General features: G+C 63.2%; 23 protein-coding genes and 1 tRNA gene. 10 read left to right on the top strand and 14 right to left on the bottom strand.

The window, feature by feature from the left end:
• Positions 1 to 28 precede the first annotated feature (28 nt).
• Together Q0799_RS02545 and Q0799_RS02540 are read left to right on the top strand one after the other, a co-directional pair.
• Positions 29 to 1,330, top strand: coding sequence for a diguanylate cyclase (locus Q0799_RS02545; protein WP_298393845.1), 1,302 nt, complete (start codon positions 29 to 31; stop codon positions 1,328 to 1,330).
• Positions 1,327 to 2,685 carry a sigma-54 dependent transcriptional regulator gene (locus Q0799_RS02540; RefSeq protein WP_298393843.1) on the top strand — a complete coding sequence of 453 codons (1,359 nt, stop codon included), beginning with the start codon at positions 1,327 to 1,329 and terminating at the stop codon, positions 2,683 to 2,685. The genes Q0799_RS02545 and Q0799_RS02540 overlap by 4 nt, the downstream gene beginning before the upstream one ends.
• 32 nt (positions 2,686 to 2,717) lie before the next feature.
• Here Q0799_RS02540 and Q0799_RS02535 read toward each other — a convergent pair whose 3' ends face one another.
• The 3 genes from Q0799_RS02535 to Q0799_RS02525 form a co-directional block, all read right to left on the bottom strand.
• A complete protein-coding gene (locus Q0799_RS02535) occupies positions 2,718 to 3,236 on the bottom strand; it encodes an Hsp20/alpha crystallin family protein (RefSeq protein ID WP_298393841.1) in 519 nt (172 codons plus the stop codon).
• Between the two features lie 130 nt (positions 3,237 to 3,366).
• The gene (locus Q0799_RS02530; protein WP_298393839.1) at positions 3,367 to 5,445 is read right to left on the bottom strand and encodes a PAS domain S-box protein; all 2,079 of its coding nucleotides are present in this window, start codon (positions 5,443 to 5,445) and stop codon (positions 3,367 to 3,369) included.
• A 173-nt stretch (positions 5,446 to 5,618) separates the two neighbouring features.
• Positions 5,619 to 6,242: a CBS domain-containing protein gene (locus Q0799_RS02525; protein ID WP_028995272.1), complete on the bottom strand. Its 624-nt coding sequence runs from the start codon at positions 6,240 to 6,242 to the stop codon at positions 5,619 to 5,621.
• 146 nt (positions 6,243 to 6,388) lie between these two features.
• Here Q0799_RS02525 and Q0799_RS02520 point away from each other — a divergent pair, with 146 nt between their 5' ends.
• Together Q0799_RS02520 and Q0799_RS02515 are read left to right on the top strand one after the other, a co-directional pair.
• Positions 6,389 to 7,222 carry a mechanosensitive ion channel family protein gene (locus Q0799_RS02520; RefSeq protein ID WP_298393836.1) on the top strand — a complete coding sequence of 278 codons (834 nt, stop codon included), beginning with the start codon at positions 6,389 to 6,391 and terminating at the stop codon, positions 7,220 to 7,222.
• Positions 7,223 to 7,328: 106 nt separating this feature from the next.
• Complete coding sequence (locus Q0799_RS02515) at positions 7,329 to 8,702, top strand: transglycosylase SLT domain-containing protein (RefSeq protein WP_298393833.1); 1,374 nt, start codon at positions 7,329 to 7,331, stop codon at positions 8,700 to 8,702.
• Between the two features lie 10 nt (positions 8,703 to 8,712).
• On the opposite strand, the gene Q0799_RS02510 is transcribed toward Q0799_RS02515, so the two are convergent.
• The 5 genes from Q0799_RS02510 to Q0799_RS02490 form a co-directional block, all read right to left on the bottom strand.
• Positions 8,713 to 10,680 carry an ABC transporter ATP-binding protein gene (locus Q0799_RS02510; protein WP_298393831.1) on the bottom strand — a complete coding sequence of 656 codons (1,968 nt, stop codon included), beginning with the start codon at positions 10,678 to 10,680 and terminating at the stop codon, positions 8,713 to 8,715.
• Positions 10,680 to 12,056, bottom strand: a complete 1,377-nt coding sequence (locus Q0799_RS02505) for an ABC transporter permease (protein WP_298393829.1) — start codon at positions 12,054 to 12,056, stop codon at positions 10,680 to 10,682. Before Q0799_RS02505 ends, Q0799_RS02510 begins: the two co-directional genes overlap by 1 nt.
• A complete protein-coding gene (locus Q0799_RS02500) occupies positions 12,053 to 13,030 on the bottom strand; it encodes an ABC transporter permease (protein WP_298393827.1) in 978 nt (325 codons plus the stop codon). Before Q0799_RS02500 ends, Q0799_RS02505 begins: the two co-directional genes overlap by 4 nt.
• A gap of 39 nt (positions 13,031 to 13,069) precedes the next feature.
• Complete coding sequence (locus tag Q0799_RS02495; RefSeq protein WP_298393824.1) at positions 13,070 to 13,954, bottom strand: bile acid:sodium symporter family protein; 885 nt, start codon at positions 13,952 to 13,954, stop codon at positions 13,070 to 13,072.
• 137 nt (positions 13,955 to 14,091) lie between these two features.
• Positions 14,092 to 14,179, bottom strand: a tRNA-Ser gene (locus Q0799_RS02490).
• Between the two features lie 69 nt (positions 14,180 to 14,248).
• Between Q0799_RS02490 and mltF the strand changes: the two genes are divergently transcribed.
• Positions 14,249 to 15,586, top strand: a complete 1,338-nt coding sequence (gene mltF, locus Q0799_RS02485) for a membrane-bound lytic murein transglycosylase MltF (RefSeq protein ID WP_298393822.1) — start codon at positions 14,249 to 14,251, stop codon at positions 15,584 to 15,586.
• Here the strand turns inward: mltF and serS are convergent.
• Positions 15,553 to 16,833, bottom strand: coding sequence for a serine--tRNA ligase (gene serS / locus Q0799_RS02480; protein WP_298393820.1), 1,281 nt, complete (start codon positions 16,831 to 16,833; stop codon positions 15,553 to 15,555). The genes mltF and serS overlap by 34 nt on opposite strands.
• Positions 16,834 to 16,957: 124 nt before the next feature.
• Between serS and Q0799_RS02475 the strand changes: the two genes are divergently transcribed.
• Positions 16,958 to 17,899, top strand: a complete 942-nt coding sequence (locus Q0799_RS02475) for a M14 family zinc carboxypeptidase (RefSeq protein WP_298393818.1) — start codon at positions 16,958 to 16,960, stop codon at positions 17,897 to 17,899.
• A 3-nt stretch (positions 17,900 to 17,902) separates the two neighbouring features.
• On the opposite strand, the gene Q0799_RS02470 is transcribed toward Q0799_RS02475, so the two are convergent.
• The 3 genes from Q0799_RS02470 to Q0799_RS02460 are packed head-to-tail and all read right to left on the bottom strand — an operon-like array spanning position 17,903 to position 19,798.
• Positions 17,903 to 19,216, bottom strand: coding sequence for a replication-associated recombination protein A (locus Q0799_RS02470; RefSeq protein WP_298393816.1), 1,314 nt, complete (start codon positions 19,214 to 19,216; stop codon positions 17,903 to 17,905).
• Between the two features lie 4 nt (positions 19,217 to 19,220).
• Positions 19,221 to 19,550: a CcdB family protein gene (locus Q0799_RS02465; protein WP_298393814.1), complete on the bottom strand. Its 330-nt coding sequence runs from the start codon at positions 19,548 to 19,550 to the stop codon at positions 19,221 to 19,223.
• Positions 19,547 to 19,798 (bottom strand): type II toxin-antitoxin system CcdA family antitoxin, encoded by a 252-nt coding sequence (locus Q0799_RS02460; protein WP_234086328.1) that lies wholly within the window; start codon positions 19,796 to 19,798, stop codon positions 19,547 to 19,549. The genes Q0799_RS02465 and Q0799_RS02460 overlap by 4 nt, the downstream gene beginning before the upstream one ends.
• 196 nt (positions 19,799 to 19,994) lie before the next feature.
• On the opposite strand from Q0799_RS02460, the gene Q0799_RS02455 reads away from it, so the two are divergent.
• Positions 19,995 to 20,609 (top strand): cold shock and DUF1294 domain-containing protein, encoded by a 615-nt coding sequence (locus Q0799_RS02455; protein ID WP_298393810.1) that lies wholly within the window; start codon positions 19,995 to 19,997, stop codon positions 20,607 to 20,609.
• A 181-nt stretch (positions 20,610 to 20,790) separates the two neighbouring features.
• The gene (locus tag Q0799_RS02450) at positions 20,791 to 21,432 is read left to right on the top strand and encodes a hypothetical protein (protein ID WP_298393808.1); all 642 of its coding nucleotides are present in this window, start codon (positions 20,791 to 20,793) and stop codon (positions 21,430 to 21,432) included.
• A gap of 15 nt (positions 21,433 to 21,447) precedes the next feature.
• On the opposite strand, the gene lolA is transcribed toward Q0799_RS02450, so the two are convergent.
• On the bottom strand, positions 21,448 to 22,068 hold the full coding sequence (lolA, locus tag Q0799_RS02445) for an outer membrane lipoprotein chaperone LolA (protein WP_298393806.1): 621 nt from the start codon (positions 22,066 to 22,068) through the stop codon (positions 21,448 to 21,450).
• A gap of 72 nt (positions 22,069 to 22,140) precedes the next feature.
• Positions 22,141 to 24,438, bottom strand: coding sequence for a DNA translocase FtsK (locus tag Q0799_RS02440; RefSeq protein ID WP_298393804.1), 2,298 nt, complete (start codon positions 24,436 to 24,438; stop codon positions 22,141 to 22,143).
• A 175-nt stretch (positions 24,439 to 24,613) separates the two neighbouring features.
• Here Q0799_RS02440 and trxB point away from each other — a divergent pair, with 175 nt between their 5' ends.
• Entirely contained in the window at positions 24,614 to 25,573 is a 960-nt protein-coding gene (trxB, locus tag Q0799_RS02435; protein ID WP_298393802.1) for a thioredoxin-disulfide reductase, read from the top strand.
• Entirely contained in the window at positions 25,557 to 26,426 is an 870-nt protein-coding gene (locus tag Q0799_RS02430) for a Smr/MutS family protein (protein ID WP_298393800.1), read from the top strand. The genes trxB and Q0799_RS02430 overlap by 17 nt, the downstream gene beginning before the upstream one ends.

Here is a 26,426-nt window from a genome sequence, read left to right as displayed (position 1 = left end):
GGCGTTTCCACGCCCAATGGAGACATTCATGGATATTGCAGTTCATGCAGTGCAAGCCCCCCTGTTTTCACATTCCGCAGCATCAGTACTCGTCGACCTCAATGGCATCATCCGCTCCGCGAGTCAGCGTATGGCACGACTATGCGGCGCATCGCTGGAAAAGCTGCACGGCAAGGCGCTTTGCGATTACTTGCCGGGATTTCCGATCCGGCCGGGCACCCCGGGGTATAACCTGGCTTTCGTGACTTTCTGGCAAGACCGCGGCATCTGGCACCAGAAACTTGCCTCCGATGCCGGCCAACTCGAAATTTCGGTCCAATCCGTTCACCCCGGTGACGAAGCCATGATCCTCGTCGGCATTCGCCAGGCCGGCATCATGCGCGAACAGCCCGACGATCTTGCAAACCTGATCGCCACCCTCAAGCCCTCCCCCCATGCGGTAATGATCACGGACACACAGGGGGTCATCACCTACGTCAACGCCGCCTTCGAAATCCAATCCGGCTATTCGGCCGAGGAAGCGATCGGTCAGCCTGCCAGCCTGCTCAAGTCCGGCTTGCACACGCAAGAGTTTTACGACGAACTCTGGCGCAAGCTGAAAAACAACGAAACCTTTCATGGCATTTTCACCAATCGCCGGAAAACAGGCCTCATTTATCACGAAGAAAAATTCATCCGCCCTTTTGTCGACAGCAACGGACGAGCGACCCATTTCATCGCCTTCAGCCACCCCTTGAGCGCCTCGGTCGAAGCCGAAATGCTGCGTCTCGAGCAGCAAGCGCATCATGATCCACTGACCGGCTTACCCAACCGGAACCTTTTTCTCGATCGCCTCAAGCAGCATTGTTCTCACAGCCAGCGACGAAATACCCGGTTCGCCGTGGCATACCTCGACCTGGATAACTTCAAGGCAATCAACGATCACTGGGGGCACAATGCCGGGGATGCGGTCATCAAGGAGACTGCGCGCCGTATCGCAGCCAGCATCCGTCATGAAGACACGGCCGCCCGGCTCGGCGGCGACGAGTTTGCGCTGATACTCTCGGACATCGGCGACAAAGCCGACATTCGCCGGATTTTGCATAAGCTGCTCTGGGCGACCGCACAGGACATCACCTACAAGAACTGCCTGCTGCACATCGGGATCAGCATCGGTGTCAGCATCTATCCGCAATCCGGCAACACCCCCGAACTACTGCTGCAAAACGCCGATGAAGCAATGTACGCCTGTAAAAATCAGGGGGGAAACGGCGTTGAGTTCTTCCTGATGCCTGACGATGGAAACGAGTCGGCAGAAAGTCAGCCTGCAGTTCGGAGTGCGCTCCCATGAACCATGAACGCAGTCTCCTCTACATCAACCCGCCAAGGGAATGCAGCCTGCTGCCCCACTTGCGCCGGGCCAACTGGCAGGTGCGGACCGTGAACTCCCCGGGGGAACGCAAACCCTCAGCGCTCGCCGGACAGCACGACCTCGGCTTGATTCATTTTCCGGAGCGGGACGATCTGGATCGCTACGTACAAGACTGCCTGGCGCTCAACGATGGCGACTGGATCGCCCTCCTGCCCAGGGAGATGGCCGAAACACCGACGGTTCGCCGGCTGATACTGGAACATTTTCTCGACTATCACACACAGCCGGTCGATCCTGAAAAAATCACCAACACGCTCGGTCACGCCTGGGGGATGGCCAACCTGAAACGGCAGGGGACTTCCCAGATCACCGACAGCCGCGACGAGGAGATGATCGGCTGCAGCCCGCCGATGACCGCTCTCTTTGCCCAGATACGCAAGGTTTCCGCCAGCAGCGCCCCGGTCCTCATAACCGGAGAAACCGGCACCGGCAAGGAACTGACCGCCCATGCGATCCATGAGCGCTCATCGCGCGCCCGCGGCCCGTTCGTAGCGATCAACTGCGGGGCCATTCCGCACAACCTGATCCAGTCCGAACTGTTCGGTTACGAGCGCGGCGCATTTACCGGCGCCAGCCAGCGCAAGATCGGTCGCATCGAACAGGCGAATGGAGGCACCCTGTTTCTCGACGAAATCGGTGACTTGCCGATGGAAATGCAGGCCAATTTACTGCGCTTCTTGCAGGAAGGCCAGATTGACCGGATTGGCGGCACCGCCCCCATCGATGTCGATGTCAGGGTCGTCGCGGCGACCCACGTCGATTTGCCTCAGGCTGTCGCCGACGAGCGCTTCCGGGAAGATCTGTACCATCGACTCGGCGTGCTCTGCCTGCACATGCCGCCGCTTCGCGAACGCAATGACGACATCGAAATTCTGGCCCGCTACTACTTTGAACTGTTCTCTGCCGACGGCCGTCGTTCCCTGCGCGGCTTTTCCCGGGAGGCGCTGCAGGCAATGCGCAGCTATCCCTGGCCGGGCAATATTCGCGAATTGATCAACCGCGTGCGGCGAGCCATGGTCATGTGCGATGGGCGGCAGATCACTCCCGCCGATCTTGGCCTGGCCTCGCTCGACGACCCCGGCGAAGCCCAGCCAGCCGCGCTCCGGACCTTGGAAGCGATACGCGAACTGGCGGATCGCCAGGCCTTGTTGAGCGCCATTCAACGATCCCCCGGCAATATGTCGCGGGTTGCTGCCGAACTCGAGATTTCACGCGTCACGTTATACCGGCTACTGGAAAAGTACGGCATGCACCCGTCCCGGCAAAGAACCTGACCGGCAAGCCTTTCCTTGCCGGTCAGTCCTGCTCAGCTTAGCTTGATGCTGTGGCGACGAGCGCCGTTGCTTTTCGGAAGGGTGATCTCAAGCACCCCATCGCGCAGGCTGGCACTGGCTTTCTCATGGTCGAGGCCGCCCGACAAGGGAATGCTGCGCTCAAATTCTCCGGTACATATTTCACAGCGCCGGATCAAGCCCTCCGTCGTTTCTCGCGAAGAACTCACGCTCCCGTGAATGGTCAGGTTGTCATCGGTAAACGACACTTTGAGGTTCTTTTTCTCGACGCCGGGCACCTCAACCCGGACCTTTATTTCCTGATCAAAATCGATCACGTCGATGGCCGGCATGCGACTGCTTTCCATCACTTTCCGCAAGCCCTGCCACCAGGGCCAGTCCCAAGGTTCCGGCACCCAGCGATTCGGGGACATGTGCCTGATGAATTCATCCAGGCTCTGCAGGCCTGTCGTCAGATTGTGTGCTTCCTTCGCTTCAGTCTTGGGTGAGGAGACGGGAATCTCTTCTTGGTTACTCACGGCTGCCATAATCATTCCTCCAAAATCCGCGGCCAGCCAGATCGCTGGCACCCACGAAAGAACAATTTAGAGGAAAGCCTGACGTCTCTCGATACGGCATTCGCATTGATCGAAGTACCGCATAGTGAGTAATTTCAACCCTGCTTTACCGATTTTTCCAACATGCGGAATCGGGCGCCACCAGGGACATTTTCGGCTGCCCATCCCCGTCCCGCGCTAACGGCAGTTCGACGGCGAACAAAGAGCCCTGTCCTTCTCGCGAATGTACGCGCAAGCCCAGACCGAGCAGTTGGGCAATCTGGGCAACAATCGCCAAACCCAGACCGCTTCCCTGCTTGCCGCGAGTATTCCCATTATCGAGTTGACGAAAGAGTTCGAATCCCTCGTTGATCTGTCCATCCGGAATACCGATCCCCGTATCCCAAACCTCAATCCAGTATTTGCCCTGGCACCTGCGGCACCCGATCAGGACACCGCCCGCATCGGTGTAACGGATCGCATTGGAGATCAGGTTTCCAAGCAGGCGCCCGAACAAGACCGAGTCTGTTCTGGCGATCAGCGGCAAGCGGTGGCATCGCAGGCTCAAGTTCTTGAGGCGTGCCTCCGGCATGTAGCTCGAGACCAGCTGATCCAGAAACTCAATGACGTCAAAATCGCGCAGCGCAAGCGGTTTTCCTACCATCTGCAACTTCGAGAGCTCCAGCAGTTCGTTGAGATAATCGTCCATGCTCGCAACGCAATTGCGGATATTGGCAACAAGCGCAGAATCGTCCGGTGCCACGAGACCGGGAAGCATCTGGGCATAGAGCTCGAGTGCCGTCAGCGGTTGCTTCAGGTCATGGCTGACGCCAGCCAGGAACCGCGACTTGGCCTCGTTGGCCTCCTGCTCTGCCTGCTTGGCCATGAGCAATTGATGAGCCTCACGTTTACGGTCGGTGATATCCATGACCACCGCAAGTATCCGTCCATCGTCGTCCGGCAGCATGATATTGGCCAGATAGACGGCCCGCCGGCTACCGTCATCCCTGACATATTCTTTTTCATAAGGCGGGCTGACGCCATGAGCCATCAAATTGGCCAGATTCTGGTAATCAACCGCCAGCCATTCGGGCGGCGTCATTTCCTTCCAGCTAACCCTTCCAGCGGCCAGATCGGCGCGAGTCCGTCCGAGTATTTCAAGGTAATAGTCATTGGCTTCCAGAATAGCGCCCTGTGCATTGCCGATGACCACGCCGAACAAGTTGGCGCCGGCCAGGAAGCTGAAACGGTGATAGGCGCGATCCAGGGCGTCTTCCACCTGCTTTCTTTCGGTGATGTCACGGCCTACCGACTGGATTTCCCGAATCTGCCCCTCGTCGTCAAAAAAGGCCCGGTTGACGAACTGGAACCAGTGAATCTGCCCCTCACCGGAAAACACCCGATTCTCAATGACAACGACTGGATGATCCGGGCGCAATGTCCTCAACCCCGCTTCTATGCGTGCCAGATCGTCAGGATGAACGACCGGATGCCATGTCTTGCCGATCAATTCCTCCTTGCGCTTGCCAAAAAATCGGGCATAACCTTCATTGACGAAAATAAAACTGCCGTCCACCCGAATGCGCGCAATGATTTCTGTCTGATCCTCAACGATCGTCCGGTACCGTTCCTCCGCCTCCTCGAGCAGAACCTCGACTTGCTTTTGCTTCCCAAGATTGAGAAGCACACTGCGGCTCATGCTGTACTGTCCGTTTTCGTCGTAAACAGCCGTCGCCGATAGCATGACCGGCAGCAGGGAACCATCCCGGCAGACCAGGTTGAAACGGATTTCGTCCAGCCGGCCGTGCTCGATCAAGCGTGGATAGTTCCGGGCAAAGATTTGCTTTCCCTCAGGGGTCAGAAGGTCTGTAATCTTCCGTACGCCCTCCAGCTCCTCCTTTCGATAACCGAGCCAGCGCAACTCGGTCGCATTCATCTTGAGGATGGTGCCGTCGATGCCCAGCGAATGGTAGCCGCAAGGGGCATTTTCGTAGAGATCGGAAAGCAGCTGCGCGTCTGCCTTGATCCGAGCATCGCTCATGCGAATCAGCTCAACCACGCTGCTGGCACCAATTTTCTGCAGCACGCGCGCCTTGTGGGTTTCGACTGTCCGGTGGCTGATGCCCAGTTGCCTGGCAATCCCGTGATTGTCCAAGCCTTCGAGCGTCAATTGCATGACTTCCCGTTCGCGTTCGGTCAGAAGCAATTGACCAGTCTCGAAACCACTCGCACCCATGCTTCCCCCAAAGCGGACCTGCTAATCAAAGCATCGTTATAGATTTGTGATCGCAAATTCTTGCATCAACACGATCAGTTTTATATGCGGGCTTGCACGCATCCCTCTTACTTCCCCCCGCTGCCAGCGCACATTCAGCAGATTCAACGCCAAAGACTCAACGGTGGGTCCGTCATCACGGCACGCAGGATATCCGTCCGCGAAACGATGCCGACGATCCGTTCCCCCTCATTGAGGATCGGCACGGCACTCAGCCCGCTCTGGATCATCACGTCCGCGATGCGCCTGATGTCGGTGACCGGCGCGGCAGCGACAACCGGGGAAGTCATCACGTCGCTGACGCGTCGCTTGAGGTTTTCCAGTACGCGTTCCCCCTCGATATCGATCACCGTCAGCAAATCGCGTTCGGTCACCAGACCGATCAGCCGCCGTGTTTCGTCGAGGACCGGCGCCTGATGTATCTGGCGTTCCTGCAGCAGATGCCAGGCATCCACGACTGAACTCATGTGCTCGACGACGGCGACGGGCCGGCTCATGATCTGCGCGGCATGGAACAGCGGCCCCCGCTCAAGATCGGCGGGCAGCATTTTCCGATAGGCCGAGACGGCTTCCTGCGCCAATGGTGTCGCCACACTCTCTGCCCCGATCTCGTCACCATCGCGGCTGACCCCGCGTGCCCGACGTGCCTGAAGCAGCGGGTGAACGCGGTTCATCGCCTCCAGGCTGCCACTGAACACCTGACCTGTCATGCCGTAAATGGAAAACATCCGGGTCTCCTCGGTTGATGGTCATTTCCAGGCCGCCGCCTATCCGCCGCCAATCGTTCGATACAGGGTAGGCAAGGAAGTTCTTTTGATAAATACTGCCGCCGATGATCGACACTTCGAAATTAACAGCAAATCCGGATTGAACCATGTCGACACTGACCGACCTCTTCAACGCCATTCCCGGCCAATGGGAAAAAGTGATCGCCACTGTCGCGCTGATCGCCATCGGCATGCTGTTCTCCCATCTGTGGGCCCGCTACCTCTCCCGGGGAGAGATTTCGGCAGAAAAACGGCGCCTGCATCTGGTCTGGGCCAGAAACGTCATCTGGTTCATGATCTTCACCATCGTCGTTTCCGTCTGGGCATCGACCATCGCCGGCTTCGCCCTGTCCCTGGCCGCGGTCGCCGGCGCCATGCTGATCGTCAGCAAGGAATTGCTGATGTGCGTGCTCGGCTATCTCTACATCACACTGGTTCGTCCGTTCAAGGTCGGCGACCTGATCGAAATCAACCAGCTCAACGGCCGGGTCATCGACATCGACATGTTCGCCACCACCCTGGCCGAACTCGGATACGCGGGGCAACTGACGGGAAAGGTGGCCGAATTTCCCAACGGAATGCTGCTGACGACCCCGCTGAAAAACACGTCGCCGACGGGAGAATACGTCCTCCATCTGTTCCGGATGCCGCTACCGGAAGGGGCGGCACACGACCTCGATCAGGTCGAGGCTGCCGCCCTGGCCGCTGCCGACGAAGCCACCCAGAATTGGCAGGCCGAGGCCGAAGCGCATTTCCGGAAAATCTCCGATGAGAGTTTCATCGCCTTCCCGTCGGTACGCAGCAAGGTGCTGTGGGACTTCTCCGACCCCAAGCAGCTGATGCTGGTGGTACGGATCGCGTGCCCGGCCCAGCAGCGGCTGAAGGTGGAGCAATTCATCTTCCGCGAGACCTGGCGCGCCCTGAGCCGGGGCAAGGCATGAACGACAAGGCCGGCGTTGGCCAGTGTTACATTTCCGCAACGGGTCGACGCTTTCTCCTCCGTTATAATCCTGCGTTTGCCCCACTTCGCACCCGGAGCCTCGGTCAATGCCGTTTTCCCAAGTTCAGCCGTCGTCCCGTCGCCTTGCCGGCCTGATCCTCGGGTTACTCCTTTGCACTTCCAGCCTGCTGGCACGTGCCGACGCCGATTTCAGCCCACGCCTGCGGACGGCGATTCCCGAGAGCCTGCAGATGCTTTCGCTGGATGGCCTGAAAATCCAGGAAATCCAGCCGCAACCGGAATTGCCGCTGACCATCGATCTGACGCTGCGCACCCACGATCTCTGGGACCGGCTGCGCCAGGGCTTTGCCATGATCGACCTGAACGACGACCTCGTTCTCCATTACCAGCAGTGGTACCAGAACCGGCCCGGCGCATTGCGCCAGATGATCGAGCGCAGCCGACCTTACCTGCATCACATCGTCGAAGAACTGGAAGCGCGCGGCATGCCGACCGAACTGGCGCTGCTGCCGATGGTCGAGAGCTCGTTCAACCCGATGGCCCACTCGCCGGCTGCCGCTTCCGGCCTGTGGCAATTCATCCCGGCCACCGGCAAGCGCTTCAACCTGCAGCAGAACTGGTGGCGTGACGAACGTCGCGACGTCATGGCCTCGACCAGCGCCGCGCTCGACTACCTGCAAACCATCTACGACATGCACGGCGACTGGCACCTGGCGCTGGCGTCGTACAACTGGGGCGAAGGCGCGGTCAAGCGAGCGATCGAAAAGAACGAGGCGCGCGGCCTTCCGACCGATTACCCCAACCTGACGATGCCCAAGGAAACCCGGCATTACGTCCCCAAGCTGCAGGCGCTCAAGAACATCCTCGGTAATCCGGAAACCTTTGCCCGGCTCGGCCTGCCGTTCATCCCGAACCAGGCCTACCTGGCCACCGCCGCTTCGCCCCGGCCGATGGACGTCAAGACGGCAGCCCGCCTGGCCAACATGACGCTCGAGGAATTCCGCCACCTGAACCCCTCGCACAACCGGCCGGTCATCGATGCCGACACGCCGGTCGTGCTGCCGGCCGACCGCGTCGACACCTTCAACGAGAATCTGGCCAACCACCGCGCTCCGTTGACGCAATGGCAAGCCTACGCCGTCAGGTCGGCCGAGCGTGTCGGGGAAATCGCCGCCCGCTTCGGCGTCAGCACCAGCGAACTGGCCCAGGTCAACGGTCTTCCCGGCAATGTCCGGCTGGCCGCCGGCTCCAAACTGCTCGTTCCGGGCAACGGCAATATGGACGGCCTGCAGCGCATGCTGGGCATGGAGTCGTCGCCGGCCATCATCCAGCCGGAACCCAAGCCGAAGAAATTGAGCAAAAAGCAGAAGAGCAGCAAGCCGGGCACCGCCAAGAACAGCCGGACGGCTCCGAAGAAAGCCGTCAAGACCACCCCCAAGAAGAAAACCGCGAAGCGCTAGGCTTCGCCGCTCAGCTCACCCAGTGGCAAACCGCGACATGCGTGTCGCTCACGGCACGGGCATCCGGATAGCGCTCCCGGCAGACCTCGGTCGCCTGCGGGCAACGCGGGTGGAAATGACAGCCTGACGGTGGCCTGGCCGGCGACGGAGTTTCACCCGGAAGGCGGATGCGCTCGCCGGCGCCGTCGAGCCGGGGAACCGGCACCGCCGACAGCAGGGCCTGGGTATAGGGGTGACGCGGATTGCCCAGCACTTCGTCGGCGCTGCCGCGCTCGACGATACGGCCGAGGTACATGACCGCCACATCGTGCGCCAGGTACTCGACCACGGCGAAGTTGTGGGTGATGAACAGGTAGGCCACGCCCAGTTCGCCCTGCAGGGTTTTGAGCAGGTTGAGGATCTGCGCCTGCACCGACACGTCGAGTGCCGAGGTCGGCTCGTCGCAGACCAGCAAGGCCGGCTGCACCGCCAGCGCGCGGGCGATGGCGATGCGCTGGCGCTGACCGCCGGAGAACTCGTGCGGGAAGCGCTCGGCCGCGTCGTCCGGCAAACCGACCTGCTGCAACAGCGCGCGCACCGCCGCCGCTGCGTCGCCCCCGACGCCCAGCGCCGTCATGCCTTCGGCGATGATTTCGCCGATGCGCAAACGCGGGTTGAGCGAAGCAAACGGGTCCTGGAAAATCATCTGCAACTGCCGCCGCGCGGCGCGCAGATCGCGCCCGGACAAGCCGGTCAGTTCCTCGCCGGCCAGCCGCACGCTGCCCGCCGTCGGCCGGATCAACTGCAGCAGGGCCTTGCCCACCGTCGTCTTGCCGCAACCGGATTCGCCGACCAGGGCCAGGGTGCAACCGGGCGAAATGGCCAGCGACACGCCATCGACCGCATGCACGTGGCCGACCGTACGCTGGAGGATGCCCTTGCGGATGGGGAAATGCACCTTCAGGTCGGCAACGTCGAGCAGCACCGGGGCCTGCCCGCTGGGCAGCGCATCGGCGACGGACGACACCGGGGCAGACGCTTCCTGTGCCCCCTGCCAGTGGCAGCGCACCGCGTGCCCGGGCTGCGCCTCGCGCCAGGCCGGCGACTGCTCGCGGCAGACCGGCATGACCTGCGGGCAGCGGTCGGCGAACCTACAACCGGCCGGCATCGCCGCCAGCGACGGCACCTGGCCGGGAATCGTGGTCAGCGTCATGCCGCGCCGCGACACGTCGGGCAAGGCGGCGAACAAGGCCTGGGTATAGGGATGGCGTGGGGCCGAGAAGAATTCCTCGCGACTGGCCACCTCGACCAGTTCGCCGGCGTACATGACGCCGATGCGATGGGCCATGCGGGCGACCACGCCGAGGTCGTGGGTGATCAGCAACATGCCCATGCCGCGTTCGGCCTGCAGTTGCGCCAGCAGGTCGAGGATCTGCGCCTGCACGGTGACGTCGAGCGCGGTTGTCGGCTCGTCGGCGATCAGCAATTCGGGTTCGCCAGCCAGGGCGATGGCGATCATCACCCGCTGCTTCATGCCGCCGGACAACTGGAAGGGATATTCGTCGAGCCGGCGCTCGGGGTCGGCGATGCCGACCTGGCGCAGCAGGTCGAGCATGCGCGCGCGCGCCGCCTCGCCGCGCAGGCAGCGATGGCGTTCGAGCACCTCGCCGATCTGGCGGCCGACGGTGAGCACCGGGTTCAAGCTGGTCGCCGGTTCCTGGAAGATCATCGCCATGCGTCCACCGCGATAGGCACGCATCTCGGCTTCCGAGCGCGCCAGCAATTCCTCGCCGTCGAGCTGCACGGAACCGCCGACGATGCGCCCGGCCGTCGGCAGCAGGCGCATCAGCCCCTGCGCGGTGGCCGACTTGCCGCAGCCCGATTCGCCGAGCAGGGCAAAGGTTTCGCCCCGTTCGATGGCGAAGGAAATGCCGTCGACGGCGAGCAGGGTTCGCTCGCCGCTGGCGAAGCCGAGACGGAGATCCTTGACTTGCAGCATCAGGCGGCCCTCGGGTCGAATGCGTCGCGGACCGCGTCGGCGAACAGGTTGGCGGCGAGCACCAGGATGAACATGGCGCTGAAGGCCGCCGCCAGCGACCACCAGACGACCGGCTCGCGACCGAGTTCCATGCGCGCGTTGTTGATCATCGTACCGAAGCTGGTCATCGTCGGATCGACGCCGATGCCGACGTAGGAGAGTACTGCCTCAGCCAGCACCAGCCCGGAAAAGTCCATGACCAGCGCGATGATGACGATGTGCATGAGGTTGGGCAGGATGTGGCGCAGGATGATCCGCCAGTTGGACACGCCGAAGGCCTGCGCCGCCTGGATGTATTCGAGTTCCCTGAGCTTCAGCGTCTCGCCGCGCAGCAGCCGGCACAGGCCGGTCCAGCTGGTGATGCCGAGAATGAAACAGAGCGCCAGCAGGCGCAGGTCGGCGCGCTCGGCGGCGGTGGCGAACCATTCGGGGTGCGTGTCGATGACCACCTGCATCATCAGCACGGCGGCGGCGATCAAGAGCACGCCGGGAATCGAGTTGAGCACGGTGTACAGATACTGGATCAGGTCATCGACCCAGCCCCGGAAATAACCGGCAACGATGCCCAGCACCACCGCCAGCGGCAGCATCACCAGCGTCGTCACCAGGCCGATGATCAGCGCCGTGCGCACGCTCTTGAGAATCTGGTAAAGCACGTCCTGGCCGACCTTGTCGGTGCCGAAGACGTGGTAATCGCCGGCCAGCAGGAAGACCGGCAACAGCACCAGCAGCATCGCGCCGAGCGTCGCCAGCACGGCATTCCAGGCAAAGCGTGTGCGCCCGCGCCAGACCGCCGCCCAGCCACCGCAACGCGCCGCTACCAGCGCGGTCAGGGCCAGCCAGACGAGCGCCGCCAGGCCGACCGCACGCAAGGCGGTCATGGCGACATCGCCACCTCGTTGCGCCGGATCGTCGAGATGCACGCCGCCGAACTTCAGGCGCGGGAATTCGCGCACCGTGCCGACACCGGGCACCTCCGTCGTTTCCTTGGCATGCAGGTGAGTGGCCAGCGGCGACGAATAGGTCTTTTCGTTTTCGGTGCGCAAGGGGCCGACCAGCGCGTCGAGCACCGACAGCACCTCGATCGCGTATTGCGTCTGCTCGCCCGGCTGGCCCGCCAGCGCCGGCCGGTAATGCAGCGAATCGAGCAGGCCGACCAGCACGAAGGCCAGCAGCACGGTCGCCGACGCCATCCCCGGACGGCTGGCGCCGACCCGCCGCCAGGCGGCGAGCAAGGGCGGGCTGCGGGAAATCAGCACACCCAGCCCGACACCGGCTGCCAGCAGCAGCCAGACCAGGATATCGGACCACAGGACGACGATCTGGAAGTCGCTCATGAGAACCGTATCCGCGGATCGACCAGGGTGTAGGAAATGTCGGTCAGGATCAGGCCGACGATGTACAGCACCGAGCCGATGAAGACCATCGAGCGGACCACGGCAAAGTCCTGGGCGTTGATCGCGTCGATGGTGTAGCTGCCCAGCCCGGGGATGCCGAAGAAAGATTCGGTCAGCAGCGAGCCCATGAACAGCAGCGGAATGACCACGACGACGCCGGTCAGGATGGGAATCATCGCGTTGCGCAGGATGTGGCGGAAGAACACCACGGTCTCGGCCAGCCCCTTGGCGCGGGCCGTGCGCACGTAGTCCTTCGACACTTCCTCAAGGAAGATGGTCCGGTACCAGCGCGTCGACGAGCCGATCCCGGAAACGACGCCGATGAACACCGGCAGGATCAGGAAGCGCCAGGCGTCGAGCCCGTCGCCAAAGCCCGAAATGGGCACCAGTTTCCACACCTTGGCGATCAGGTACTGGCCGCCGATGATGTAGAACAGTCCGGAAATCGACATCAGCGCGACGCACAGCACGACGCCCCAGAAATCCAGCGCCGTCGCCCGGAAGAAAGCCAGCAGCAAGGCCAGGCTGACCGTCACGAACATGCCAAGGATGAAGGTCGGCAAGGCAATCGCCAGCGACGGCCACATCCGCGCCTTGATTTCGCGGGCAATGTCGCGACCGTCGTCGGCCCGGCCGAAATCGCCGACGAACATGCGCACCGACTTCTCGAAGAAGATCGTCTCGGTCAGCGTACCGACACCGCCGGCCGCGGCATTGACGAACAGCGGCTTGTCGTAACCGCGGTCGGCCTTCCACTTCTCGATCGCCTCCGGCGTCACCCGCTTGACGCCGAGCTGCATGCGCGCCATGTCATCCGGCGTGTTCACGATGAAGAACAGCGCGAAGGTAATGAGGTTGACGCCGATCAGGATCGGCAAGGCGTACAACAGGCGTCGGAAGATATAGGCAAGCATCGTCGGCGATTATCGCAGAAGTCCCGCCGCCGTCATCACTCAGGGAAGCGCCAGGCCGCCGGCACGCTGGCGGCGGACGAAGAACAGGAAAGCCAGGGCACCGAGGTTCATGGTCAGCGCATAAACCACGCTGGGCACGGCCAGCTCGGCCTGGCGGAACAGCGAAATGGCGACGAAGATGCCCATCCCGGCATTCTGCAGGCCGCACTCCAGCGAGATGGCGATGTTTTCCCGGCGCGCCAGCCCGGCCGCCCAGGCCAGCAGCGCGCCACCGAGCATGGCGACGACGTTGAGCAGCACGGTCGCCGCCCCGACCTCGGGCAGGCCGGCGACGATGGTCTGGCGATGACTGATGAAGGTGACAACGACAATGGCGATGAAGAAACCGGTCGCCAGCCGGCTGACCCAGGCCTCGCCGCGTTCGCCGATCAGGCCGGCGCGCAAGCGCAGCAACATGCCGGCGATCACCGGCAGGGTTGTCACCAGCAGCACACCGGCCAGCAACTTGCCCAGCGGCATGTCGCCCGGCCGGAACAAGGCGCCCGCCGGCAAGCCCCCCGTCTGCCAGAGCATCAGGAGGTTGATCACCAACGGCAGGGTCAGCGCCGCGAGCAGGCTGCTGATCGTCGTCATGACCAGCGACAGGGCGGTGTTGCCGCGTGCCAGATAGGTCAGGAAAGCCGAACTGACGCCCCCCGGACAGGCGGCGAGGATGACCAGACCAAGCAGCATCGTCGGCGACAACCCGAGGCCCAGACCAATCGCCAGGGCCACCAGCGGCAGCAGGAAAACCTGGGCCACCAGGCCGACGCCGAGCGCCCGCCAGTCGCCCAGCACCGCCCGGAAATCGGCCACACGCAAGGACAAGCCGAGCGAAAACATGATGAAGGCCAGGGCCAGCGGCAGGAAAAGGGTGTCGATCATGGGCGTGGAATCAAGGGCCTTGAGGTAATATCAGCGTCATCAGCCATCAGGGAGCGGAACGATCGTGCGACACCCGCAGACGACAGCCGAAAAAAAAGCCGGCGCATCGGCCAGCTCTGTTTTTCCTGAATCCTTGCTGGCGGAGAGGGAGGGATTCGAACCCTCGGTACCTTTCAGTACGCCTGATTTCGAGTCAGGTACAATCGACCACTCTGCCACCTCTCCGCAGCGGCCGAGATAATAGCACAGCTTATGCGAGGATTTAACAGGCTCGTCACGATTTTGGTCATCTCATTGACCTTGAGCGCCTGCGGCGACACCCTGCCCTTCCCCACACCCGGCGGCCAGGATCTGGTCGTCGTCACCCAGACCGGGCCGTTGACCTACAGTGCCGACGAAGCCGGCGCGGCAACCGGACTGGAACACGACCTGACCCGGCTGCTGGCCGAAGAGCTCGGTGTCGCGGTGCGCCACGAGGTCATCGAACCGGGCGAGATCGGCGACCGACTCAACGGCCGCGGCTACCATCTCGCTGCCGCCTGGCTGTCGCCGGCAGCCGATACCGGGATCGAATCGACGCCACCGCTGTTCAGCACGCACGACATCCTGGCCCAGCACGAGGCCTCGCTGCCGCTGCAATCCCTCGATCAGCTCAGCGGCAAGACAGTCCATGTCCTGGCCGGCACCCGGCAGGCGGCAACGATGCAGCGGCTGGCCCAGGAAATTCCCGAGCTGACCGTCGAGGTGGTCGACCAGGGCGACATCCTCGACCTGCTCGAAGCCCTGGGTGAACAGAAGGTCAGCTACGTCGCCATGGACGGGCACCTGGAAGAACTCGCCAACCAGTACGTACCCTCGCTGCGCAGCACGCTGAAACTCAGCGAAGCCGCGCCCATCGTGTGGTGGCTGGGCAAATCGCCGAACCCGGAATTACGCGCGCGGGTCACCGCCTTCATCGAGAAAGTGCGCCAGGACGGCACGCTGAACCGGCTGAAGGAACGCTACTTCGGTCATGTCCGGCGCCTCAAGCAGGCGGATGTGGAGAAATTCCTCGGCCAGATCAGGACCACCCTGCCGGCGCTACGCAAGCATTTCCAGGAGGCCGAACGGCAGACCGGCATCGACTGGCGCCTGATCGCCGCGCTGGCCTACCAGGAATCGCACTGGGACCCGTTCGCCACCAGCTACACCAACGTCCGCGGCCTGATGATGCTCACCGAGGAGACCGCCGACCGGCTCGGCGTCGGCAACCGGCTCGATGCGCGCGAAAGCATCATCGGCGGCGCCCGTTACCTGAACATCCTGCGCGACGGGCTGGCCGACGTTCCGGAACCTGACCGCACCTGGCTGGCGCTGGCCGGCTACAACATCGGCCCCGGCCACCTGAACGCGGCGCGGACCATCGCCCGCCAGCTCAAGGCCGATGCCGATGCCTGGTACGACATGAAACGCGTCCTGCCCCTGCTGGCCCGGCCGCAATATTACAGCCGGCTGAAGTCCGGCCGGGCGCGCGGCGGCGAAGCGGTGATCATGACCGAAAACATCCGCAGCTACTACGACATCCTGTCGCGCAACGAGCCGCCGCTAAGTGCCGCCGATCAGGCGCCCAGGCTTTCCAGACCGCCCATGTAGGGACGCAGCACGGCCGGAATGGTGACGCTGCCGTCGGCCTGCTGGTTGTTCTCGAGAATCGCCACCAGGGTACGACCGACGGCCAGACCGGAGCCGTTCAGCGTGTGGCAGATTTCCGGCTTGTTCTTGTCGTTGCGGAAGCGCGCCTGCATGCGGCGGGCCTGGAAGGCGCCGAAATTGGAGCACGACGAGATTTCGCGATAAGTATTCTGCGCCGGCAGCCAGACTTCCAGGTCGTAGGTCTTGGCGGCGGAGAAGCCCATGTCGCCAGAACACAGCACCATGCGGCGGTACGGCAGTTCCAGCTTTTCCAGGATGACTTCGGCGTGACGGGTCAGTTCCTCATGCGCCGCTGCCGACATGTCCGGATGGACGATCTGCACCAACTCGACCTTGTCGAACTGGTGCTGACGGATCATGCCGCGCACGTCGCGACCGCCCGAACCGGCTTCCGAACGGAAACACGGCGTGTGGCAGACGAACTTCAGCGGCAGCGCTTCGGCCGCCAGGATTTCGTCGCGGACGATGTTGGTCACCGGCACTTCGGCGGTCGGAATCAGGTAGAGCGGATCCTGGTCGCCGCGCAGGACCTTGAACAGGTCTTCCTCGAACTTGGGCAGCTGGCCGGTGCCGTACAGGCTGGCGGCATTGACCAGATACGGCGCGTAGAGCTCGGTGTAGCCGTGCTCGGCGGTATGCGTGTCGAGCATGAACTGGGCGAGCGCGCGGTGCAGGCGGGCCAGGCCGCCCTTCAACAGCGAGAAGCGGGCGCCGGAAATCTTGGCGGCGGTGGCGAAATCGAGCTGGCCGATGGCTTCGCCGACATCGGTGTGATCCTTGACCGGGAAATCGAAAACGCGCGGCGTGCCCCAGCGCTTGATCTCGACGTTGGCGGTTTCGTCGGCACCGACCGGCACCGACGCGTCGGGAATGTTCGGCAGCGCCGCGAGGATGGCGTTGAACTCGCCGAGCAGTTCGGTCAGCCGCGCTTCGGAAGCCTTCAGCTCGTCGCCCAGCGCGCCGACCTGGGCCATGACCTCGGACGCATCCTTGCCCTGCCCCTTCAACATGCCGATCTGCTTGGACAGGCTGTTGCGCTGCGCCTGCAGGTCCTGGGTACGGGTCTGCAGCGTCTTGCGCTCGGCTTCGAGCGCCGAGAAGGCGGAGAAGTCGATCGGCTTGCCACGCTTGGCAAGGCCTTCGGCGACGGCATCGAGGTTGGAGCGGAGTTGTTGGATGTCGAGCATGGTGGTTCCCGGAAAACAGCGGCATTCTTGAAGCGGCGAATTATACGCGAGGCCGGAAACGCCGGAACCGGACAGCTCAGCGGTTATCATTCGGTTTTTGCCCTGCCCTCACGCCATTTCGCCCATGTTTTCGCTGCTGCCCCGCGCCACGACCGGCCTGCTCGCCGCCCTGCTGCTCGCCCTCCCCGCCCACGCTGCCGACCGCAGCGTCACCAATGCCTGGTGCGACGACCTCGGCCGACGGCTGCGCAGCGTCTCTGCAGAAAACTGCCGCAGCCAGGATTTCGTCGCCGTCAGCGAGCGCACCAGCGGCGGCCGGGCGCTCGTCCTGCGCGACATCCCCGCTGCCCGCAAGACCGTCAATCCGCCGCGCGTGCTGATCATCGGCGGCATCCATGGTGACGAGCTGACGTCGGTCTCGATCGTCTTCCGCTGGCTGGAATGGATACGCGAGCCCAAGGCAGGAAAGTACGTCTGGCGCGTGATTCCGGCATCGAACCCGGACGGCCTGCACAACCGGCCGTCGACCCGCGCCAACGGCCGCGGCGTCGACCTCAACCGCAACTTCCCGACCCCGGACTGGGAACAGGATGCGCACAAGTACTGGATCGAGCGCACCCGGCGCGACCCGCGCCGCTACCCCGGCGATGCCGCCGGCTCGGAAATCGAGACACGCTGGCTGGAGCAGCAGATCGAGGCGTTCAAGCCGGACGTCATCATCAGCGTGCACGCTCCTTACAACCTGCTCGACTACGACGGCCCGGCACCGCAGCCGCTGCGCTTCGGCCGGCTGGCGCTCAACCGGCTGGGCGTCTACCCCGGCTCGCTGGGCAACTACGGCGGCCATTACAAGAGCGTGCCGGTGGTCACCATCGAACTGCCGCACGCCACGACGATGCCGCCGCTACGCGACCAGCGCACGATGTGGGACGACATGCTCGGCTGGATGGACCGCAACATCAAGGCCGGCAACGGCCAAGCGGCCTTCGGTCAGCCCGGCGGGCGCCCGGAACAGTACGGACCGCATCGCGGCCCGGGCGCCGTCGATCACCGTAAGATCGACTGAGCCCTACTTCTTGCCCGCCTTGCGATCCAGATCGCGCAGGTGGGCGAGCTTCTCGCCGATCTTGCCCTCCAGCCCGCGCGGCGTCGGCGCGTACCAGCCGGGCTCCGGCATGCCGTCCGGCAGGTAGCTCTCACCGGCGGCGTAGGCCTCCGGCTCGTCGTGCGCGTAGCGGTAAGCCTTGCCGTAGCCGAGTTCCTTCATCAGCTTGGTCGGCGCATTGCGCAGATGCACCGGCACCGGCCGTGAACCATCCTTGGCGACGAAGGCGCGCGCCGCGTTGTAGGCGTTGTAGCCGGCGTTCGACTTGGCCGCCACCGCCAGGTAAGTCACCGCCTGCGCCAGCGCCAGCTCGCCTTCCGGCGAACCCAGACGCTCGTAGGTTTCGGCCGCGTCGTTGGCAATCTGCATGGCACGCGGATCGGCCAGACCGATGTCTTCCCAGGCCATGCGGATGATCCGCCGCGCCAGATAACGCGGGTCGGCACCGCCGTCGAGCATGCGGCAGAACCAGTACAGCGCACCGTCCGGGCTGGAACCACGCACCGACTTGTGCAGCGCCGAAATCTGGTCGTAGAAGGCGTCGCCGCCCTTGTCGAAACGGCGCAGGTTCTGCGCCATGGTGGCTTCGATGAAGGCGCCGTCGACCGCCGAAACACCCGCCGCCCGCGCCGCCGTGCGCACCTGTTCGAGCAGGTTGAGCAGGCGCCGCGCGTCGCCGTCGGCCAGCCCGATCAGGCGCGTCTTTGCTTCCTCGTCAAACGCCAGATCGGCCAGCGCCCGCGCCTGGGCACGGTCGAACAATTGCCCCATCTCGGCCTCGTCGAGCGACTTCAGCACATAGACCGAAGCCCGCGACAACAGCGCCGAATTGACCTCGAACGAGGGGTTTTCAGTCGTCGCACCGATGAAGGTGAACAGCCCGCTTTCGACAAAAGGCAGAAAGCCGTCCTGCTGCGACTTGTTGAAACGGTGAATTTCATCGACGAAGAGGATGGTCCGCTTGCCCTGCGCCTTCCACAACTCGGCCTGCGCCACCGCCTCGCGCACTTCCTTGATCCCGGAGAACACCGCCGACAGGGCAATGAACTCGCACTGGAACTGCGTCGCCATCATCCGCGCCAGCGTGGTTTTGCCCACACCCGGCGGCCCCCACAGGATCATCGAATGCGGCTGCCCGGACGCAAACGCCAGACGCAGCGGCTTGCCCGGCCCGAGCAGATGCTGCTGGCCGATCACTTCATCCGGCGTCTGCGGGCGTAGCTGTTCGGCCAATGGCGCGGAACGGTCGACTTCGTTGGTGGAAAACAAATCGCTCATAACCTCAGCCCCAAGCACGCGAAAACACTTCATCCAGCGCGGCGACGATGACCTCGCCTTCGGCAGCCAGCGAAGCGACGCATGGCCCCAGCGCATCGAGCGGCACGGAAACGATTTCCAGCGGATTCAGGATCACCTTGCGCCCCTCGACGAAAAACTCCGGCGTCACCCGCGACGCCGGCAAACTCACTTGCTGCTGCGCCACATCGCTGGCCACCAGCGGTACCACGACCCGGCGTCGACGCTCATCGAAGACCGCCGACTGCACAACTACGACAAAGGGAATCAGCGCCGCATGCCGCCCGGCGTTGCGATGCACGTCGAACTGGCTCATAGCGTCGAATGCTCGTCGGCAAACGAACCGTTCAGCGCCTCCAGGCGGTTCCACGCCTCGGCCACCGCCGCATAGTGCTGGCGCTGCTCGTCGCGGCGCAGGCGCTCGCGCTCGACGAACTCGGCCAGCAAAGCATCGACCGTGGCCGACAGATTGGCGGTGTACTGCCGCGCCCGCTCGACGTTGCCCTCATTGAGCAACAAATTGACCGGGCGCTTGGCCGGCGAGGTTTGGGGCAGCGATTTCATCAGGCAATCTCCTCTGCGCATGGTATGCGCAGCAAAAAAATAAATCCACTCAGCGCACCGCATCCAGCGGCGACACCACACCCCGCCCGCCCCGGTTGAGCACATGCGTGTAGCCTAGGGCCTCCGCTGGGCACTGCTCGACAACACCCCGCGCAACGCCCTTTCACTACAAGGTTAGTACTCTCATCAGATCAACATGCGCTATCAAGGTCGAATTACCACATGGAAAAATGACAAAGGCTTTGGATTCATCACGCCCAACAGCGGTGGCGAGCAGGTCTTTGTGCACATCAACTCGTTTTCCAGCCGGCAGCGGCGACCGGAAGCAAACGTACTCGTCACCTACGAACTCACGGTCGATGGAAAGGGGCGCTCGCAAGCGAAGACTGTTGCATTCGTTGGCGAACGGCCGACACCGCCTAAAGCTCAGGGGCGCAGCAATCTTCCCCCGCTATTCGCAGCTTGTTTCTTGGTCTTTCTCGTTGGTGCTGTCGCGGCTGGCCGACTCCCAGGTACGGTCCTCGCGCTATACGCTGTCGCCAGCATCATTGCCTTCTTCGCCTACGCATTCGATAAATCCGCAGCCCTACGGAATCGATGGCGAACCCAAGAAAGCACATTGCATTTATTCGCTCTTTTCGGTGGCTGGCCCGGCGCCCTGGCCGCGCAGCGATTACTTCGGCACAAATCAGCCAAAGCGTCGTTTCAAGCCACGTTTTGGATCACCGTAGTGCTCAATTGCGGAGCACTCGGCTGGTTTTTATCGCCCTCAGGCGCTAAAACTCTCAACGCTTTGGTCGGTGCCCTGTAAGGACCAGCCTCGCTTCAAACAAACCGTAGCGGCAACGAAGCGCTTGATATTCCATATGACTCACGGCACGATATCGTCATTTTCGACGATCTACCATGCCTTGGGGAGAGCGGTTAAGTGAACGAACAGGCGCGGCGATTATAGATACAGGCAAGCTTGACGACCAATATTGAGTGTTGAAATGAAATATATTTTTCTATCTGTTCTGGCACTGTCCCTATTCGCGTGCTCGGATAAAGAACCAGTCACTTCCGTAATCACTAAATCCACGGATGGCAAGAGATACACCAATGCCTACTTTGACATCCAGGTCGACAAGCCAGAAGGCTGGTTCGCCCAGGACCCGGAGCAAACAATAAAACAGAGTTCGCAAGGGGCCCGCGTGGTGGCGGGCGAAGACAAGAACATGAAAGCCATTCTGGCAGAGTCGATCAAAACGACCGTGCCAATATTCGCTTTTTTCAAACATGAACCTGGCACACCGGTTAAATTCAATCCAAGCGTAATAGCCGTTGCCGAGAATATCGAAGTCATGCCGGGTATAAAAACCGGCTGCGACTATCTATTCCACGCACGTTCCTTGCTGAAAAACGCAGCAATCGAAATGGAAGTTGACGATGACTGCCATACGGAAACTATCAGCAACGCGCCGCTCGGATATTTCGACGCCCGCATAAGCGTTAATGGTGCAGATATTTATCAGAAATATTATGCCTGCATCAAAAACCAGCACGCTTTATCTTTCATTCAAACCTACTTCGACGATCAGAGTAGATCAGAAGTCGACCAGGTAATCAGCTCCCTGCTGTTGTCCTGCCAATAATCCTGAAACGCGCTGCTATTCGCCGATCACGTCGCTGCCCGGCGGCGGCGTGAAGCGGAACAGCCCGGCTGCCAGCGCCGGGTTGCGTTCGCCGCGCAGCAGGCGGATGTGCGTGGTCTGGCCGAAGTTATCGTGCAGTTCCATCGCCTTCATGTCGCGCCCGGCCATGCCGATGCGCACCTTCTCGAAGCCGCTGTCGGCGGATTTCGGGATGGCCTCGACCCAGGCCAGGCCGTCGGCGTCGCCGGCTTCCCTGAGCGTGAAATTCTTTTCCAGTTCGTTGCTGCCGGCGAGCAGCGCGGCCGGCGAGCCGCCGATGGCCTGGCCGGCCTGACGGACCGTCACCTGTTGCAGTTCGGGATCGTGAATCCAGATTTTCTGGCCGTCGCCGACGACGAGTTGCGGATAGGGCTTGAGGATTTCCCAGCGCAGCTTGCCCGGTCGCTGGATGGCCAGCGTCCCCGACGACTCCTGCGGCTTGCGGCCGTTGCGGGCGATCACCGCCTGCTCGAAATCGGCCTTGTAGCTGCGCGTGTCGTTGAGGAAAGCGCGCAGTTGGTCGATGGCACCGGCGTGGGCGAGGATGGGCAGCGCGGCGAAGGCGGCGGTGGCGATGAGTTGGCGGACGAGTTTCATGGGCGCAGCTTACGCCGGCACGATGGCCGGCGCTGTGTCAGTGTGTAAGTTTTTGTATTGGCCGCCGGGAAATCATTCGGCCGGCTTCTTCATCAGCACTTCGCGACCGCCGCGACCGTCCATGGCCGACACCAAACCGGCGTTCTCCATGGCTTCGATGAGGCGGGCCGAGCGGTTGTAGCCGATGCGCAGGTGACGCTGGACGAGCGAGATCGAGGCGCGCTGATTCTTGAGCACGATGTCCACGGCCTGGTCGTAAAGCGGATCGCTCTCGGCGTCGCCAGCCCCGCCCTCGCCCGCTTCACCGCCGCCTTCGTCATCGCCGGCAGCACCGTTGAGGATGTCCTCGACGTATTCCGGGGCGCCGGTGGTCTTGAGGTGCTCGACGACGCGATGCACTTCGTCGTCGGAAACGAAAGCGCCGTGAACGCGGGTCGGGTAGCCGGTGCCGGGCGCGAGATAGAGCATGTCGCCCTGGCCGAGCAATGCCTCGGCGCCCATCTGGTCGAGGATGGTGCGCGAGTCGATCTTGCTGGAGACCTGGAAGGACAGCCGGGTCGGGATGTTGGCCTTGATCAGGCCGGTGATCACGTCGACCGACGGGCGCTGCGTCGCCAGCACCAGGTGGATGCCGGCGGCGCGGGCCTTCTGCGCCAGGCGGGCGATCTGTTCCTCGACCTTCTTGCCGACGACCATCATCAGGTCGGCCAGTTCGTCGATGATGACGACGATGTACGGCATGTGCTTGAGCGGCTCCGGGGCTTCCGGCGTCAGCGACAGCGGATTGGGAATGTGCTCGCCGCGCTTCTCGGCGTCCTTGATCTTGGTGTTGAGGCCGGCGATGTTGCGCACGCCCATCGCCGACATCAGCTTGTAGCGCTTTTCCATCTCGGTGACGCACCAGTGCAGCGCGTTGGCCGCCTGCTTCATGTCGGTGACGACCGGCGCCAGCAGGTGCGGGATACCCTCGTAGATGGAGAGTTCGAGCATCTTGGGGTCGACCATGATCAGGCGGACGTTTTCCGGCTCGGACTTGTAGAGCATCGACAGGATCATCGCATTGACGCCGACCGACTTGCCCGAACCGGTGGTGCCGGCGACCAGCAGGTGCGGCGTCTTGGCCAGGTCGGCGACCACCGGCAGGCCACCGATGTCCTTGCCCAGGCAGACGGTCAGCGGGCTGCTCATGTCGTTGTACGGCTTGCTGGAAATGATCTCTGAGAGCTTCACCGTCTGCCGCTTCGGGTTCGGCAGTTCGAGCGCCATGCACGACTTGCCGGGCACGGTTTCGACGACGCGGATCGAGACCATGGCCAGCGCCCGCGCCAGGTCGCGCGCCAGGTTGACGATCTGGGCGCCCTTGACGCCGACCGCCGGTTCGATTTCGTAGCGGGTGATGACCGGGCCGGGCATCGCCGCCAGCACCTTGACCTGAACGCCGAAGTCGGCGAGTTTGCGTTCGATCAGGCGCGACGTGTATTCCAGCGTTTCCGGGCTGACCGTCTCGGTCGGCGGCGGCGCCGGGTCGAGCAGGTGCAGCGGCGGCAGGGTGCCGCCGATGATCGCCTCGGGGAAGAGCAACGCCTGCTTCTCGCGCTCGACGCGCTTCTCGGCCTTCTTCGAGACCGGCACTTCGACCGGGGCCGGCGGCTCGATGAAGATCGGCTCATGCAGTTCGACGCGCAGCTTCTCTTCCTGAACGACGACTTCGCGCTGCTGCGCGACTTCGCGCCCGATCTTGCGGTCGCGCCAGGCGTCGATGCGGCCGTAGACGAAGAGGACCAGCGCTTCGAGGATCAGACCGAGTTTTTCGAAGGCCCACAGCCAGGACATGCCGGCAAAGGCGCTCCAGGCGGCGGCCATGACAGCCAGCAGGAACAGCGTGGCGCCGGTGAAACCGAGTGTGTCGGCCAGCCAGCGGCTGAGCTCGAGGCCGACCATGCCGCCGGGAGCCAGCGGCAGTTGGGCCTGCAGGGTATGGAAACGCAGCGCTTCGAGCGCGGTGCTGGCGAGCAGCAAGGCCAGGAAACCGGGAATCGCCAGGTAGGGCGACGGCGGCAGTTTCTCGGGATGGCCGTGCAGGCGGCGGAAGCCCCACCACACGGTCATGCCGAGCAGCACCACCCACCACCAGGCGGACAGGCCGAAAACGTAAAGCATCAGGTCGGCCACCCAGGCCCCGGCGCGGCCGGCCGGGTTCTGCAGGCCGGCCGCGCCGACCGCGTGCGACCAGCCCGGATCGCTGCGCTGGAAGCCCCACAGGGCCATCACCAGGAATACCGCCAGCGCGCCAACACCGAGCCAGCGGGATTCCTGCAGCAGGCTACCGATCTTGTCGGGCATCGGACTGGGGTCGTTTCTCTTGGCCATCGGCTTTTCCTCTACCGCTTCCGGCTTAGTCGAAAACGGGCTAAATCATTTTGCGTCATACAGTTAGCATGGAATTATAAACTGCTTTGATAGATCGGTTACGAAGCTCGACAAAACGATCCTCCATTAGCCGGCTATAATTTTCGCCGATCCTATCCTCAGGCAGAAAAAAGACATGAGCACACGTCACACCCCGCTGATCATTCTCGGTTCCGGCCCGGCCGGCTACACCGCCGCCGTTTACGCCGCCCGCGCCAACCTGAAGCCGGTGCTGATCACCGGCATGGCCCAGGGCGGGCAGCTGATGACCACCACCGAAGTCGATAACTGGCCGGCCGACGCCGACGGCGTCCAGGGTCCTGAACTGATGCAGCGCTTCGAGAAGCACGCCACCCGCTTCGACACCGAAATCATCTTCGACCACATCCACACGACGAAACTGACTGAAAAGCCGTTCACGCTGATCGGCGACGCCGGCACCTACACCTGCGACGCGCTGATCATCGCCACCGGCGCTTCCGCCATGTACCTCGGCCTGCCGTCCGAACAGGCCTTCCAGGGCAAAGGCGTGTCCGCCTGCGCCACCTGCGACGGTTTCTTCTACCGCAACAAGCCGGTCGCCGTCGTCGGCGGCGGCAACACGGCGGTCGAGGAAGCGCTCTACCTGGCCAACATCGCCAGCCATGTCACGCTGATCCACCGCCGCGACAAGTTCAAGGCCGAGAAGATCATGCAGGACAAGCTGTTCCAGAAGGAGAAGGAAGGCAAGGTCACGATCCTGTGGAACAGCACGCTCGACGAAGTGCTCGGCGACGATTCCGGCGTCACCGGCCTGGCCGTCAAGCATGTGCAGACCGGCGAAGTGAAGCAGGTCGACGTGCATGGCGTGTTCATCGCCATCGGCCACAAGCCGAACACCGACATCTTCGCCGGCCAGCTTGAGATGGATCACGGCTACATCGTCACCCAGGCCGGCCGCACCGGCAACGCCACGCAGACCAGCATCCCGGGCGTGTTCGCGGCCGGCGACGTCCAGGACCAGATCTACAAGCAGGCCTGCACCTCGGCCGCCAGCGGTTGCATGGCCGCACTCGACGCCGAGCGCTACCTCGACAACCTTGGCCACCAAGCCTGACCCAGGCTCGCTGAAGGACGGCCTGCGGGCCGTCTGGCGACAACGCGCGGCGGCTCCGGTCGCTGCGCCGCCGGCCAAACCGGCCAAACCGCCGGCCAGTTCCGGCAACGAGGCAGACGAACAGGCCTTGTTCCGCCAGGCCGTAGCCGGCACCCAAGTGCTGCCCGACGCCAATCGCGTGACCCTGGCCAAACCGCCGTCACGACGCATCGTTGCCGCCCGCTCCTTGGCCGACGACAATCAGCCAAGGCGCCGCATCGCCGGCGACGATACCCTGCCCGCCGGCTGGCAGGACGATACCCGCCCGCGCCGCCTACCCGACGACCCCGAGCAGGCCGCCTTCATGCTGGCGATGAGCGGCGTCGCGCCCTTGCCCGACAAGAATCTGGCCGAGTTGAACAAGCCGACGCCAAAGCCGGCTCCCCAGCAATCGCTGGCCGACCGCCAGGCCGTGCTGCGCGAAAGCCTGCACGCTCCGATCGCACTCCAGGATCGGCTCGAAGGCGGCGACGAGCCGGCCTACCTGCGCGACGGGCTGGCGCAGACCATCCTGCGCGACCTGCGCCGGGGCCGCTGGGTGATTCAGGACGAAGTCGACCTGCACGGGCTGAACCGCGAACAGGCCCGCCACCTGGTTGCCGGCTTCCTGCATACCTGCCTGCACCAGGGCAAGCGCTGCGTGCGCATCGTGCATGGCAAGGGCCACGGCTCGCCGCACAAGCTGTCGATCCTGCGCCAGCTGGTACGCGGCTGGCTGGCCCAGCGCAACGAGGTGCTCGCCTACTGTCAGACCAAACCCCAGGACGGCGGCGAAGGCGCCCTGCTGGTCCTGCTGCGCGCGCCCAGGGGATGA

Source organism: uncultured Azonexus sp. (assembly GCF_937982035.1).
Classification (GTDB): domain Bacteria; phylum Pseudomonadota; class Gammaproteobacteria; order Burkholderiales; family Rhodocyclaceae; genus Azonexus.
This window is presented reverse-complemented; position numbering and strand designations above follow the sequence as displayed.